This window comes from Brevibacillus borstelensis (genome assembly GCF_037834415.1).
Lineage (GTDB): Bacteria > Bacillota > Bacilli > Brevibacillales > Brevibacillaceae > Brevibacillus > Brevibacillus borstelensis_A.
The window spans coordinates 1-13,644 of record NZ_JAUMSJ010000007.1 but is presented as its reverse complement, the minus strand read 5'-3'; the positions used below and the strand labels follow the sequence as shown (position 1 = coordinate 13,644).

Annotated in this window: 15 protein-coding genes; 6 read left to right on the top strand and 9 right to left on the bottom strand. The window is 52.6% G+C overall.

Features of this window, described 5'->3' with window-relative positions; translation table 11 throughout:
- Nucleotides 1–87 precede the first annotated feature (87 nt).
- On the bottom strand, nucleotides 88–1,614 hold the full coding sequence (locus Q3F21_RS08535; RefSeq protein ID WP_340251344.1) for a FumA C-terminus/TtdB family hydratase beta subunit: 1,527 nt from the start codon (nucleotides 1,612–1,614) through the stop codon (nucleotides 88–90).
- 240 nt (nucleotides 1,615–1,854) lie between these two features.
- Here Q3F21_RS08535 and Q3F21_RS08530 point away from each other — a divergent pair, with 240 nt between their 5' ends.
- Together Q3F21_RS08530 and Q3F21_RS08525 are read left to right on the top strand one after the other, a co-directional pair.
- Nucleotides 1,855–3,873, top strand: coding sequence for a beta-propeller domain-containing protein (locus Q3F21_RS08530; protein ID WP_340251343.1), 2,019 nt, complete (start codon nucleotides 1,855–1,857; stop codon nucleotides 3,871–3,873).
- 78 nt (nucleotides 3,874–3,951) lie between these two features.
- Entirely contained in the window at nucleotides 3,952–4,638 is a 687-nt protein-coding gene (locus Q3F21_RS08525) for a hypothetical protein (protein ID WP_340251341.1), read from the top strand.
- Nucleotides 4,639–4,775: 137 nt separating this feature from the next.
- Here the strand turns inward: Q3F21_RS08525 and Q3F21_RS08520 are convergent, their stop codons facing one another.
- From Q3F21_RS08520 to Q3F21_RS08500, 5 genes are all read right to left on the bottom strand, one after another.
- Nucleotides 4,776–5,465 (bottom strand): MBL fold metallo-hydrolase, encoded by a 690-nt coding sequence (locus Q3F21_RS08520; RefSeq protein ID WP_340251339.1) that lies wholly within the window; start codon nucleotides 5,463–5,465, stop codon nucleotides 4,776–4,778.
- A gap of 88 nt (nucleotides 5,466–5,553) precedes the next feature.
- On the bottom strand, nucleotides 5,554–6,357 hold the full coding sequence (locus tag Q3F21_RS08515; protein WP_340251337.1) for an ABC transporter ATP-binding protein: 804 nt from the start codon (nucleotides 6,355–6,357) through the stop codon (nucleotides 5,554–5,556).
- A gap of 77 nt (nucleotides 6,358–6,434) precedes the next feature.
- Entirely contained in the window at nucleotides 6,435–6,695 is a 261-nt protein-coding gene (locus Q3F21_RS08510; RefSeq protein ID WP_340251651.1) for an EAL domain-containing protein, read from the bottom strand.
- Nucleotides 6,696–6,783: 88 nt separating this feature from the next.
- Nucleotides 6,784–7,128: a carboxymuconolactone decarboxylase family protein gene (locus tag Q3F21_RS08505; RefSeq protein WP_340251335.1), complete on the bottom strand. Its 345-nt coding sequence runs from the start codon at nucleotides 7,126–7,128 to the stop codon at nucleotides 6,784–6,786.
- A gap of 71 nt (nucleotides 7,129–7,199) precedes the next feature.
- Nucleotides 7,200–7,526, bottom strand: a complete 327-nt coding sequence (locus Q3F21_RS08500; RefSeq protein WP_340251334.1) for a FlxA-like family protein — start codon at nucleotides 7,524–7,526, stop codon at nucleotides 7,200–7,202.
- 191 nt (nucleotides 7,527–7,717) lie between these two features.
- On the opposite strand from Q3F21_RS08500, the gene uvsE reads away from it, so the two are divergent.
- The 4 genes from uvsE to Q3F21_RS08480 all read left to right on the top strand — a co-directional run bounded on the left by uvsE (nucleotide 7,718) and on the right by Q3F21_RS08480 (nucleotide 11,852).
- Nucleotides 7,718–8,638, top strand: a complete 921-nt coding sequence (gene uvsE / locus Q3F21_RS08495) for a UV DNA damage repair endonuclease UvsE (protein ID WP_340251332.1) — start codon at nucleotides 7,718–7,720, stop codon at nucleotides 8,636–8,638.
- A 452-nt stretch (nucleotides 8,639–9,090) separates the two neighbouring features.
- A complete protein-coding gene (locus Q3F21_RS08490) occupies nucleotides 9,091–9,486 on the top strand; it encodes a hypothetical protein (protein WP_340251330.1) in 396 nt (131 codons plus the stop codon).
- A 340-nt stretch (nucleotides 9,487–9,826) separates the two neighbouring features.
- Complete coding sequence (hutH, locus tag Q3F21_RS08485) at nucleotides 9,827–11,332, top strand: histidine ammonia-lyase (RefSeq protein ID WP_340251328.1); 1,506 nt, start codon at nucleotides 9,827–9,829, stop codon at nucleotides 11,330–11,332.
- A gap of 103 nt (nucleotides 11,333–11,435) precedes the next feature.
- A complete protein-coding gene (locus Q3F21_RS08480; protein ID WP_340251326.1) occupies nucleotides 11,436–11,852 on the top strand; it encodes a thiol-disulfide oxidoreductase DCC family protein in 417 nt (138 codons plus the stop codon).
- A gap of 46 nt (nucleotides 11,853–11,898) precedes the next feature.
- Here Q3F21_RS08480 and Q3F21_RS08475 read toward each other — a convergent pair whose 3' ends face one another.
- From Q3F21_RS08475 to Q3F21_RS08465, 3 genes are all read right to left on the bottom strand, one after another.
- A complete protein-coding gene (locus Q3F21_RS08475) occupies nucleotides 11,899–12,408 on the bottom strand; it encodes an acyl-CoA thioesterase (protein WP_340251324.1) in 510 nt (169 codons plus the stop codon).
- A 111-nt stretch (nucleotides 12,409–12,519) separates the two neighbouring features.
- Nucleotides 12,520–13,248 (bottom strand): DUF3109 family protein, encoded by a 729-nt coding sequence (locus Q3F21_RS08470; RefSeq protein ID WP_340251322.1) that lies wholly within the window; start codon nucleotides 13,246–13,248, stop codon nucleotides 12,520–12,522.
- Between the two features lie 41 nt (nucleotides 13,249–13,289).
- On the bottom strand, nucleotides 13,290–13,644 hold a 355-nt coding region (locus Q3F21_RS08465; protein WP_340251320.1), incomplete at its 5' end, for a hypothetical protein.

The window sequence follows — 13,644 nt, the reverse complement described above, 5'->3', positions numbered from 1 at the left end:
CAAACGGTTCCCAATCAATCAAAAAAAAGTCACCGGCAGCGTTTCCAGTGCCAGTGACTTTTTGTCACGTACTTGTATTCGGCTTATTTAAAAAACAGGGTCTGCGAATTGGGCCAATTTTTCCAGCGAGCTCTTTTCCACATCGGCATGCAGGCTGTTGCCATGGGAGTCCATCGTGACGATCGCGGCAAAACCGTTCACGCGCAGGTGCCACATTGCCTCTGGAATGCCGAATTCCATAAAGTCGACACCTTCCACCTTTTCAATACAGTCTGCATAATACTGCGCTGCTCCACCAATTGCGTTAAGGTATACTGCACCGTGCTCTCCCAGCGCCTTCAGCGTTTTTGCCCCCATGCCGCCTTTTCCGATAACGGCGCGGATGCCAAATTTTTTGAGAATATCGCCCTGGTAGGGCTCCTCGCGAATGGAGGTTGTCGGTCCGGCTGCTTTTACGTGCCACTCGTCCTGCTCGTCTTTCAGCATGACAGGACCACAGTGGTAAATGACGCCGCCGTTCAGGTCAACCGGGCAGTCATGGTCCATCAGGTATTTGTGCAGCGCATCGCGTCCGGTATGCATGATGCCGTTGATGATGACTACATCCCCTACCTTCAGGCTGCGGATTTGCTCTTCGGTGATCGGCGCCTGAAGCACAACCTCACGACGCTCCGCCGCAGGCTGGTCGCTTTCCGCATCCAGATTCATGGCAACCGGCTCATCTTTGTACAGGTAACGAATGATCTCGCCCGTTTCCGCGTTGAGGCGGACACCTTGACGGCGGAACGCCCAGCAGTTGTAGGCGACAGATACGAAGAAGCTGGCCGGCAATCTGTTTTCAACGCCGATTTTGCAGCCGAGCAGCGTGGAAACGCCGCCGAAGCCCATCGTCCCGATGCCGAGCTCATTGGCTTTTTCCATAATGTATTTCTCCAGTTCAGCCAGCTCGGGAAGTTCGTTTACGTCTTCGACGCGGCGGAACAGCTGATGCTTGGCCAGCGCATAGCCGGACGTCCGGTCGCCGCCGATGCCCACTCCGATGAAGCCGGCGCTGCAGCCTTGTCCCTGCGCCTGGTAAACGGCGTGCAGGATGCACTTGCGGATGCCGTCTAGATCGCGGCCTGCTTTTCCGAGGCCTTCGAGCTCACAGGGGAGGGAGTATTGGATATTTTTGTTCTCACAGCCGCCACCCTTGAGGATCAGCTTGATTTCGACTTCGTTTTCTTCCCACTGTTCGAAGTGAATGACGGGAGTTCCCGGTCCCAGGTTGTCCCCGCTGTTTGCTCCGGTGAGCGAGTCTACGGAGTTGGGACGCAGCTTGCCGGTTTTGGTCGCTTCCACGACTGCTTCGTAAATCGCTTTCTTGATGACAAGCTGGTTTACGCCCACTGGCGTCTTGATTTCAAACGTCGGCATTCCGGTATCCTGGCAAATGGGGGAAACGTTGTCTTCCGCCATCTTGATATTCTTGGCAATAGTTGACAATGACAGAGCAGCGCGGGTGCCCATGTCTTCTTTTGCTTTTGCGTCGTTGATGGCGCGGCGCACGTCCGGAGGCAGGTTCGTCGAGGTTTCGGTAATCAGCTCCAGGATGCTTTGCTTCAATGTATCCATCTTTGTCGCTCCTTTTTACCCATGTGTAGTGTCGATATCCTAAACCGCCTCTCATTATATCATACCCGCTTCGCTTTCGTCCGTAGAATGTGCGCTTTCGCAGCGTGAAACATTTTCGTCCCCCTGCCGTCTTAGAGATAGAAAAATCTGGCTCTGCCGGTTTGATCGAGTATTCTTTACAGGAAAGCGGATCAGGCTGGAAAGGATTCCTTCCTGTCGTACACAAGGAGGCGTATACGCATGAAAAAATGGATTGGCGGGCTATTGGCAAGCGTGCTCGTCTTGGCTGCTGCACCTGTTTGGATGGGTGCAGGGAGTATGGTCGGAAAGGAAACCGCAGTTTCGGCAAAAGAATATGCAGCCGCTGTCAATAACACGGCGGCCACTGCGGAGCAAGACCAGTCTCTTCCGGTCGTCGGTTCCTATGAACATCTCAAAAAGCTGTTGAAGGACTATGAGGAAACGAATGGTCTCCAGTATGGCGTAGCTGAGCCAGCACTTGCGGAAGCGCTGCAGGTGAGGGGAGGAGCGCCAATGGTCAACGCGAAAACAGTCAACGCTCCAGCCGCCGATACGCCTGCCTACTCCTCTACCAACGTGCAGGTTCAGGGGGTGGACGAAGCGGATGTCGTCAAAACGGACGGGACGTTTTTGTACCAGGCGACCACTGACGAAGTCCGAATCATTCGCGCACGCCCTGCAAGCAGTATGGAGCTCGTCAGCAGATTAACCTTTGCAAGCGATGAATTTACACCACAGGAGATGTACGTGGATGAAAAGCGGCTGGTCGTGATCGGACAGTCCCATCCGAAAGCTGTACGCGACCGTATCGTTGCAAACGGCAAACGTTTCATGCCCGGACACTCGAACACGATGGCGCAAGCGCTGATCTACGATATTTCTGACAAGCGTTCTCCACGCCTGACGAGACAGCTGGAGGCTGACGGCTACTACGTAACCTCGCGCAAGATCGGCTCCAGCTTTTATCTCGTGACCAACAAGACGCTTGATTGGTACACGCTGTCCCACCAGTCCCAGGAAGTGCCTGGACCGCTCTACCGGGATACGGCACTATCGGAGCAGTACAAAACCGTTGATTATTCGGCCATCCGCTACTTTCCCGAAGCGATCCAGCCGAACTACCTGATCGTCGCAGGCGCCAACCTGGATGATCCCAAGCAGGCCGTCTCTATCCATACGTATCTCGGTTCCGGAGAAAACGTCTACGCTTCGCAAAAAAACCTGTACGTGGCAGTCACTCAGCAGGAGGTTGCAGCAGCTGGCAAGGCGGAAAAATCGCTGGTCGCCCCCCATCCCGCACCGGCCATGAAGAGCGAGACGTCGCTCTACCGTTTTTCGATGAAGGACGGCAGCCTTGCCTATACCGGGAAAGGGACGGTACCGGGCCGCGTGCTCAACCAGTTTTCGATGGATGAGCACAATGGATTTTTCCGCATCGCTACAACGTCCGGCGACATGTGGCGAACAGACGAGGGGACTTCGAAAAACAACCTGTACGTGCTTGATTCGCAGATGAAGGAAACCGGAAAGCTGGAAGGAATCGCTCCCGGCGAGAAAATCTACTCCGTTCGTTTTATGGGCAACAGAGCCTACATGGTAACTTTTAAACAAGTGGACCCGCTGTTTGTAATCGATCTCGAGCGCTCCGATTCACCCAAGGTCCTGGGTGCCTTGAAAATCCCTGGCTACAGCGACTACCTCCACCCCTACGATGAACATCATGTCATCGGGTTTGGCAAAGACGCTGCTGCCGACAAGGAGACCGCCTTTTACCAGGGAATGAAGCTGGCTTTGTTCGACGTGACCGATGTGACCAGGCCGATAGAGAAGTTTCACACCGTCATCGGAGATCGCGGGACGGATTCCGAGCTGCTGTCCAATCACAAAGCGCTGCTGTTTTCCAAAGAGAAAGAACTGCTGGCCTTCCCGGTGTCTGTTTACGAGCTCACGGCAGAACAAAAAGCGGCGAAAGATATTCGCGCGTACGGAAGCTTTGCTTTCCAAGGGGCCTACGTATACCGACTGAGCGAACAGGACGGATTTGTCCTGCGAGGAACCATTACTCATCTGAACCCGGATGACCTGAAAAAAGCCGGCCAGGATTGGTACGACAGCGCGAAAAACGTGGAGAGGATCGTGTATATCGGCGATACGCTGTACACGCTCTCACGCAGCCAGGTAAAAGCAAACGATTTGCAAACACTGTCCGAAACTCGCACTCTGCTGTTGTCCAAATGAACGCAACCATCTGTCAAGGCCATCAATTCTGTGCTAAGATGAAAGAGAGACGCAGCAAAGAGAGAGGGTGTCACCCGCTTGGAATATTTGGACCTTAATCTGACATCGACGCTTTCAGGCGTGGCCGTCGTATTGCTGGTTGCTTTTTTGCGGCTGCACTGGCCATTTCGCTACCAATATATCGGACATATTTTCAAGCAAAACCCGGAAAGGCGCAAGCGCTGGCTGGACGCATCCTATCGGCGCAATCGCACGCGGACGGTTGCCATGCTCGATAAATCCACTTCTGAGATCCTCTCGGGAAACTACGAACTGGCCGAAAAATACATTGTCCAAGGGCTGAATGTATGCAAGGAACGCCCTTCCCTGTTTAATCAGGCAATGGTGCACTACCTTTTTTACAACCTGGCTTTTGTCTATTTTACAAGCGGCAAGTATACAGAGGCTCTGGAGATCGCCTTCCGCGTTTATCAGCGGGATCAAGGCATGACCGACTCGCTTGGACTGATTGCCTGTTCGCACGCCCGGCTGGGAGAGATCGAAAGTGCGATCGAAGCCTACAGTCTGATCCCCGGCAAGCGTTCCAACCGGGAATGGAAGCTCCTCTGCCTGGCCGAAATCGAAGCGGCCAAGGGCAACTACGAGCGAGCCATCACCCATTTGCATCAGCTTATGACAAAATCCGGTCTATCGCTTTGCCTGAATCGCACAGAACTGGAGAAACGCCTGGAAGAATGGACGAAAGCTTCGACTCAAGCGGGATAGCCGGATAAAGATAGACTTTTGTGAAAAAGAAGAACCGCACAAACTTTACCGTTGTGCGGTTCTTCTTTATTTCCTGGCTGTATTGGTTTCTCGTTCGTTCGATGTCCTCTCGGAAGGTCGCTGGCGCATGTTTTCCCCTACGCCCGTACAAGCTCGATCAATTCACGGAAAAAAGGGGCGATATCGCCGCGCAAAATCGGTCCGTGCCCTGTCGCCAGATACTCAATCGGCCAAGCCAGCAGGATTTCCAGCCCTTCCGCAAAGCCGGCTGCCTTTTCCGGCTCCTCATCCTTATACCGCCGGATGAACTGTCTGCAAGCGTCCCGCTGCACGGTTCCGTAGCCTACGAGTTCTTCCCATGGCGTATCGCCAAAATGGATGTGATCCCCGACAAAGCATATTTTCGTATCCGGATCAAAGAAAGCGACGGATCCCTCTGTATGGAAAGGAAGCTGGCGAAATTTAAGCCGCCGCAGGTCTCCCCCTGCACCAGTAAAGGTATGGCCGAAAAAAGTCTGGGAAAAGTCGTCTAACTCGTAGTAATCGTCAAGATGAATCCAATTATGCCGAGAGGGAAACAGGTCGGCATTGCCGATATGGTCAGCATGACGATGCGTGAAGTACACATAGGCAATCTGCTCCGGTTTGACTCCGATCTCCACAAGAGCTTGCTGGAAGTAAGGGCGGTGCTTGCGAAGATGGGAGTCCACCAGCACAAACGCATCGTCTTTCGCTATCACATAGCTGTTGATATAGCTTTTCCACGCTTCCTCATAGGTCAGGATCGCCCACGTGGATTCGGCGATTTGTTCGGTTACATTCGTCAAGCTACCATCTCTCCTCTCCTTCCAAGAGTGTATTCCTCTTCTTCTTATTATACACGATTGCCTCAGGGGTGTGGCTGAAAAAGCGCGCTTACTTTGCAGGGGCCGTCTCGCCCAGACTTACCCACACGCGTCCGCTGGCTTCGCGAAGCTCCAAGGGAACACCAAAGAATCGGCTCAATTCTTCTTCGGTCAATACTTCCAGCGATTGCCCGGCACGCACCACGCGTCCTTCCTTTAACAGCATGGTATGGCTGAAGCAGGGGAGGATTTCCTCGATATGGTGCGTCACATACAGCAGGGTAGGCCCATCCGGCTGCTGTGCAACCCGGGCGATCATGGACAAGAGCTGTTCCCTCGCCAGCAGATCAAGACCGGTACAAGGCTCGTCCAGAATCAGCAGGCGTGGCGAAGCCATCAAAGACCGGGCGATCAGGACTTTCTGCCGCTCCCCTTGGGAAAGTGTCCGAAACGGCGAATGTCGCAGATGCCCACAGCCGAATTCCTGCAACAAACCGGCTGCCTTGTCCTCATCTTCCGCTGACGGTTTCGTGTACAAGCCGATCGTAGCCTCTCGCCCGCTCAGCACGACCCGCTCGGCAGTCTCGGTCTCATGTAGCCTTGACATCAGCGAAGAACTGACCCAGCCGATGGACTTTCGCAGATCGCGCAGGTCTACCTCGCCATAGCGATGCCCCAGTACCGAAACCTGTCCCTTGGTCGGCCATGTGTAGCCGCAAATCAGATTCAGCAGGCTCGTTTTTCCCGAGCCGTTTTGGCCGACCAGGCACCAATGCTCCCCCTTCCTTACCTGCCAGTCGACATGCTGCAGGATGTATCTCTCTTCTCTCTGCCAGGAAACATCGCTGATATCGATGACCAACTGATCTCGCATGTCCCCTCACTCCTCCTTGGTTATCATTTAAAATGATTACTACGAGTATACATGGAGTTCAGAAAAATGGCACGAGTTCAACTGTTCATCACAGTCTGTTTCTTTAAAAGATCTTCCGCTTGCTTGGCCGGCAACGGTTTGCTGAACAGGTATCCCTGCATTTCGTCGCACCCCCGTTCTTCGAGGAAACGCCGCTGTTCTTCCGTTTCCGCCCCTTCTCCCAGCACCTGCAGCCCGAGGCTATGGGCCATGACAATGATCGAGGACGCGATCGCCGCATCATCCGCCCGGTCAGGGATTCCGCGGATGAACGACTGGTCAATCTTCAAGCGCTTGATCGGAAAAATTTGATTTTTGAATCGGCCTGCTTCATCTGGTAAATAAAAACCCTTCCCACGAGAGCGGGAAGGGAGGCGAAAGGACTGCTTATTGAAGCTCTTGATTCTTTTCCTCCATCACTTCCTGGATCAAAATGACGCCGTGAGAGAGTGTCGCTCCCCCTCCAAAAGCCCCCGCAACGGCTACCGTTTCGGCGATCTCCTGCTTGGATACGCCTTCACTCATCAATGCTTCCAGGTGATAAACGATGCAGTGCTCATTGCCGACGTACAAAGCGATCGCCAATGCTGACAGATGCTTTTGCTTGGAGGACAGGGAACCGGAAGAAAAGCACTTGCTGGTAAAGTCGTTATACGCCTGCAAAGCGTCCGGCATCATGTGCCCAAACGCCTGCAGCCCTTCCCGGTACTGCTCTGCCAAATAGTGCTCCATGTTTGTCTCCTCCTGAAAGAATATCGCTGTTAGCTTTCCACGAAAAGGAAACGATCATGCATCGCTGCTGTTTACATCACGGGATCATTTGCAAAGCGATCACGAAGGGTACGGTTTTTTTTCACATCCATAAACACTTCGTAGAAATTTTCCTTTTTATTGCCTTGCACCGTGTTTTCACTATCCTGAAGCTGCGTCATCATTTTGTCTATTTGTTTTATTTGTTCCATAAGTTGGGTAATGACTAGTTGCTTTTCTTTTTCGGTCATATCTTCCCGTTTAGAAACTTTTTGAATTTCTTCAAGCAGAGCTTTCTTTTTCGCTAACAGATTCTTCATTACGTTACCCGTTCCCTTGGATGATAATGAAGTATGGCTATTAATTGGACTTATATTCATTTGCAATTCTCCCATTCATACAAGTATTGATTGAAATGAAACTTATTCATATTATCGGAATTTCTGTAAGATACTTGAGATTGACAGCTACAACGCTGGTCCCAGTAACAGGCATTCTGTTCTCAAGCATGTGGAAACCGACATTCGGGGAAATACTAGGAGAAACCAGATACGGAAATGGAGGGTTCCGGATGATACGACTCGGATATGCGTGCATCCGCCTTGACAGTCCGAACAATCCCAATAAGAAAACGACGGTGGCCCAGCTGCAAAAGCTTTCCCCCGAAGCAAGGCTCAAAAAACTGCGGCAAGTTTTGCAGACCAACTTTTTTAACCTGATGGACATTTTTGCCTACAACGTAGAAAATCGTATTTTTCTCTACCGTCTTCCATCCGAGTTCGTCCCGCTGGCAACTCACCGGATCACAGAAGATTGGGATTGGGCCAAGGAGTTCACCTGGGATTTCGACAAGGCGGGTGCCTATATGAAAAAGCATCGAATCCGCCTGACCTCGCATCCGGGTCACTACAGTATCCTGAATACAGACAATCCGAATGTCCTGAAATCAACCATAGCGGATTTCTCCTACCATGCACGGGTTTTTGATCTGATGGGTCTCGATGACAACTCTGTCCTGGTTACCCATGTAGGCGGCGTCTACAACGACAAAGAAGCTTCACTTCAACGATTCGCTGAACATTTCGAGCTATTGCCTGAAAATGTAAAGCGTCGGCTGGTGGTCGAAAATGACGACACTTCCTTTTCCATGATCGACGTCCTGACCCTGTGCGAGCAGATCGGCATTCCGATGGTTCTCGATGTCCATCACCACGACTGCCTCAACAATGGCGAGGATTTGTACGAATACATTCCCCGAATACTGGATACATGGGGAACACGTACCCCGAAGTTTCATTTCTCCTCTCCAAAATGTGAAAGCGATTTCCGCTCACATGCCGATCATATTGATCCCGAACGATTTATGGAATGGGTCTCCAGGCTTAGCGACTACAGCTTCGATGTCATGCTGGAATGCAAAAACAAGGATGACGCGCTCCTTACCTTGCGGCGAGAAATGAAGAAGGCGGGCTTTTCTCCCGAAGGTCTATAGGTTTAAAAAACAGGCAATAAACGACACCCGGGCTCCTGTGTAAAAAAAGAGACGCTGCTCACCGTGAACAGCGTCCTTGCGTATTCTGTTATTGGCAGCATGGTCCGCCACAATTGCATCCTCCGGAAGACGAACCATGTCCTGACGAGCCATATCCGGTCAAGCCGCATCTGGAAGAACCGTATCCCGAAGAGCTGCTGCCCATATGATCCTGAGGATAACAGATGTCATAGTAGTGGCGCATTCTTCTTTTATGATGATCGTAGTGGCGATAGTACGTGTTGTATTTTTTCCGGTGATGTCGGTACTGCTCGCATTTTTGCTTGTAGTGGTGCATCCGCTCCATATGCATGCGATATTTAAACAACAGCATTTCAAAATCTGCATGAGCCTTGGCTCTTGGTCGGTGGGACCGTCTTCTCGAAGGAGCCGGGGGCCTGCGATTCGACGGCATGTTCGGCGACGGTCTGCTCGGCGACGGCATTATTGGCGACAAATTTGGCGATGGCATATTGGGCGACAGATTTGGTGACGGCATGTTCGGCGACGGTCTGTTCGGCCTTGGCATGTTCGGCGATGGCATCATTCGATTCGGCCTGCTCGGTCTTGGCATCATCCGATGCGGTCTGCTCGGCGACGGCATGTTGGGCGATATATTCGGTGACGGCCTATTTGGCGACGGCATTATTGGCGACAGATTTGGCGATGGCATGTTGGGCGACAGATTCGGTGACGGCATATTCGGTGATGGCATTGGCATCTCTTTGGGCCTTCGCGAAGGCATTGGCAGGGCTGGCGGCATAGGAGGCATATTTCGGCGTCTTTCCAAACTCACACGTCCTTTCTAGTGAAATCGCACAGTACATGGTATGACATTCACCCGCTTCGAGAAACCGCACTTGCCCATTTATCGAAAAAATAAGCGCCCGTTTTTTCCCAGGCAAGCAATCAGCCGAAGAATACGGACACTGATGATAACGTTTACACTTGACAGCTTGCAAACTAGTATTACAATAGGGAATAGAATAAATCATCTGAATAAGGCGGACGGAAAGCGGGGAAGAAGATGCAGAACTTGACGCTTGATCGTTTTGACAATCACATACCCGCAAGGGAAGAGGGGCTAGGATAAAAATCCTAGCCCCTCTTCCTTTTTGTCCTCTGCTATGCTAAAGGAGGAAAATGATCATGAATCAGCGCACCATGTCCATCCGCTTGGACGGAAACCAGCTTACGATCGAGCAGGTAGCTGCCATTGCAAGGCAGTTTGAACAGATCGAACTGACACCGGAGGCAATTGAAAGAATACGGCAATCCCGCGCCATGGTTGAGCAAATGGTTCAGAACCAACAGGTTGTTTACGGGATTACCACCGGTTTTGGCAAGTTCTCCGACGTTGTCATTCCCCGGGAAGACGTCAGCCAGCTGCAGGAAAATCTGATTATGAGCCATGCCTGCGGAATGGGTGAGCCTTATCCGACTGAAGTTGTCCGCGCAATGATGGCACTGCGGATTAACGCACTGGCCAAGGGTTATTCGGGCATCCGGGAAGAGACGATCAACCTCTTGATCGAGATGTGCAATCGCGGCGTACATCCGATCGTTCCGCAGCAAGGCTCTTTGGGGGCGAGCGGCGATCTGGCTCCCCTCTCCCATATGGTTCTCGTCATGCTCGGAAAAGGCGAGGCGGAAATGAACGGAACAAGAATGCCCGGCAAAGCCGCTTTAGAGGCCGCCGGCTTGGCTCCCATCCGGCTGGAAGCCAAAGAAGGCTTGGCCCTGATCAACGGGACGCAGGCGATGACAGCTCTCCTTTGCCTGGCTGTGACGGATGCCTACGCTCTGATTGAAAACGCGGATGTCATCGCGGCTATGACCGTGGAAGCGTTGCACGGCATTCCGAAAGCATTCGATCCTCAACTCCACCTCGTCCGCGCACATCCCGGCCAACAGGAATCCGCCCGCAAGCTGCTTTCCCATCTGGCGGGAAGCCAGCGGACGACAGCACAAGGAGAACTTCGCGTGCAGGATGCCTACAGCCTCCGATGCGTTCCCCAAGTGCACGGGGCCACCCGCGATGCCTGGGAATATGTCCGCGCTGCCGCTACGAGAGAATGCAACAGTGTAACTGACAACCCGATCCTCTTTACGGAGACTGGGGACGTCATCTCCGGAGGCAATTTCCACGGCCAGCCGATGGCACTGGCAGCTGACTTTTTGGCGATTGCCATCGCCGAGCTTGCCAATATTTCCGAGCGGCGGACCGAGCGTCTGGTCAATCCGCAATTAAGCGGGTTGCCCGGCTTTTTAACGGAAAAAGGCGGCCTGCATTCCGGCTTTATGATCACCCAATACGCCGCTGCCTCCATCGTCTCGGAAAACAAGGTGCTGTGTCATCCTGCTTCCGTTGATTCCATCCCTTCTTCCGCCAACCAGGAAGATCACGTGAGCATGGGAACGACGGCCGCCCGGAAGCTGAGAACCGTCATCGCGAACACCGCAAAGGTGCTTTCCATCGAATATCTCGCAGCTGCCCAGGCCATCGAGTTCGGCAAGGGAAAACTGGGTGTAGGAACGGAAAAAGCTTATGCGAAAATCCGTCAGGTCATTCCGCCTCTAACAGAAGACCGGGAAATGCACCTCGATATGGCCAAAGCAGCAGAACTGGTCGCAAGCGGCTGCCTCGTCCCTTAAATCCGGCTTGGCCAAGCACCTGGCCGTCTTGACCTGGCGGCTCTCCCTGTTATGATGAAGGTAAGCGATATGCCAGTCTGCTTTTCGACAAGGAGTGTCCGCCATGTCAAACGCTTCTCCTTCAGACACCATCCTTTTATTCGACGGCGTCTGCAATTTCTGCAACAGCGCCGTACGCTTTATCATTCCACGTGATCCGGCGGGCCGCATCCGCTTCGCTTCCTTGCAGTCAGCCACAGGACAACGCTTGCTGCAGGAGCATGGACTGTCCGCCCACGACCTGTCATCTGTCGTACTGATCGACCAGGGCACAGCATTCGTATGCTCCGATGCCGTCTTGCGTGTGGGCCGGCTTTTGAACGGAGCCTGGCCGATCTTCTCGGTGCTCGGCTATCTATTTCCAAGGTTCTTCAGGGATGGGCTGTATCGGTTCCTCGCTCGCAACCGCTATCGCTGGTTCGGCCGATCGGCCGCCTGTCTGCTCCCCACCGCTGAAATACGGGCGCGTTTTTTGGACTAAAAAAGAGGCTTGCCATTGCGGCATCGCCTCTTCTTTGTTTTTCACGCTATATGTTCTTTGTAATATTTAATTGGCTGACGAAAGCTTCCGTGCTTCGCTTCCGTTCCTTGCGCATTTTTTTGCGTTCCTCTGCCGTTTCGAACAGATAGCGCTCCTCATCGGTTTCCGGGACGATGGGCGGTACTGGCGTCGGCTTGCCGTCTTCACCAAGGGCTACAAATGTGAGGAAAGAGGTGGCAGTCAGGGTTCGCTCCCCTGTTCGCAAGTTTTCCGAAATGATTTTTACAAAAACTTCCATAGACGTTTTTCCCGTTGAGGAGATGATCGCTTCCAGACATATGGAATGGCCCATTTTTACGGGAGTAAGAAAATCGATCGAATCGATGGACGCCGTGACAACCGGACGGCGGGAATGCCTCATCGCCGCTATGGCAGCCACTTCGTCAATATAGGCCATCATTTTTCCTCCAAACATCGTGCCGTGAAAGTTGGTGTCTGAAGGCTGTACGAGGGAAGCCTGGATCGTACGGGATTCTTTTGTCGTCTTTGCGTTCATCACTGTTGCTCCTTTGCCAATCTACTTATCTGACGTAGCCATCATACCATATCGTTACTAGAGGATGTTCAAAAACTCCCGGAAACATACGCCTGGAACTTGCCGTTGTCCTTATGTGACGACAGTTTCCCTCCTGCTCCGCTTACCCAGAAAGTCCAGAGCAAGGCCCGCATCCGAGCCGAGCAGTGCATGCAGCAGGGGGATATTCCATTGATAGGCTGGCTTATAGCCAGTCAGCGCAAAAAAATGTTCATCCAAATGCGCAGCCGCCATCCGCCGTTGTATGCTCGCACAATAAAAATGCTCCAAATAATCGGTGCCCCATCTGGAGAAAGGAGCCGTTTCCTCGGTCAAAGCAGTCAAAAGAATGGCCTCGCCCATATCGATCACTTCCAAAGGGTAAAGCTGGCAGCTGAACGGCTTGAGGGCAACGACATCCGCCCCCGATCTCTCGGCATACGCGTGGATGGAACACCCATGTCTCCCGTCTATCTCCTTATAGAATAAACAATTCCCGTGGTCCATCCGAATCGTGCCCAGGCCGTAATGTTTGTCCCAGATCCCTTCGGCAGCCCAGCCTCGCTGGTCGCGTTCGCTCCACAGCTGGCGTGCGATGGCTCCCGATTCCCGCTCCAGCAGATCGGCTTGCCGGTTTTCCACGGCATAAGGTTGTCCGCCTTCACAGCAAGTTTCGCGATGAACGAGACGGCAATTTTCGCAATCCAAATGAAACAGTGTCAGAAGCGCTGGCAGGTCGAGAAGAACTCTCCCCACTTCTTTCATTGCGGCCCGATGCTTCCTGATGTACTTTTTGCAGGCGTAGACCTCACGTTCATTCATCTTTTCTGGCGTCCCCAGATAGCGAAAAAGACGTCTGCCGTTCATCTGGACAAGATGAGCTCCGCTTCCGTTCCGTAGACAGAGAGGCGTTCATCCGCAAAAACCCCAAGATTCTCCTCATCGGCAGGGATCTCCATCAAAATTTCTACTTGTCCTTCCGTTTCTGATTCCAGGACGATCAGCAAATCCTTTTCCGCAAATTCGTTGTCGGACAGCTTCCAACTGGTGAGCGAGCCTCGTAGCTGGGTCACTTCTTCATCGTCGCTGTCTCCGTCCCACTGGGTAAATTGTACGTCAATCTGCCCCTTGGAAAAATGCTCTTCCATCAAGCTGAGAAGCTGATCGTGTTTATGGATGTCCATGAAAATTCCCTCCACCATGCTCATTTCTCTTTCT

Coding starts and splice junctions, on each gene's coding strand:
- Q3F21_RS08535 (WP_340251344.1), bottom strand. CDS start 1,614: ATGGATACATTGAAGCAAAGCATCCTGGAGCTGATTACCGAAACCTCG.
- Q3F21_RS08530 (WP_340251343.1), top strand. CDS start 1,855: ATGAAAAAATGGATTGGCGGGCTATTGGCAAGCGTGCTCGTCTTGGCT.
- Q3F21_RS08515 (WP_340251337.1), bottom strand. CDS start 6,357: ATGCGAGATCAGTTGGTCATCGATATCAGCGATGTTTCCTGGCAGAGA.
- Q3F21_RS08505 (WP_340251335.1), bottom strand. CDS start 7,128: ATGGAGCACTATTTGGCAGAGCAGTACCGGGAAGGGCTGCAGGCGTTT.
- Q3F21_RS08500 (WP_340251334.1), bottom strand. CDS start 7,526: ATGAATATAAGTCCAATTAATAGCCATACTTCATTATCATCCAAGGGA.
- uvsE (WP_340251332.1), top strand. CDS start 7,718: ATGATACGACTCGGATATGCGTGCATCCGCCTTGACAGTCCGAACAAT.
- Q3F21_RS08490 (WP_340251330.1), top strand. CDS start 9,091: ATGTTCGGCGACGGTCTGCTCGGCGACGGCATTATTGGCGACAAATTT.
- hutH (WP_340251328.1), top strand. CDS start 9,827: ATGAATCAGCGCACCATGTCCATCCGCTTGGACGGAAACCAGCTTACG.
- Q3F21_RS08480 (WP_340251326.1), top strand. CDS start 11,436: ATGTCAAACGCTTCTCCTTCAGACACCATCCTTTTATTCGACGGCGTC.
- Q3F21_RS08475 (WP_340251324.1), bottom strand. CDS start 12,408: ATGAACGCAAAGACGACAAAAGAATCCCGTACGATCCAGGCTTCCCTC.
- Q3F21_RS08470 (WP_340251322.1), bottom strand. CDS start 13,248: ATGAATGAACGTGAGGTCTACGCCTGCAAAAAGTACATCAGGAAGCAT.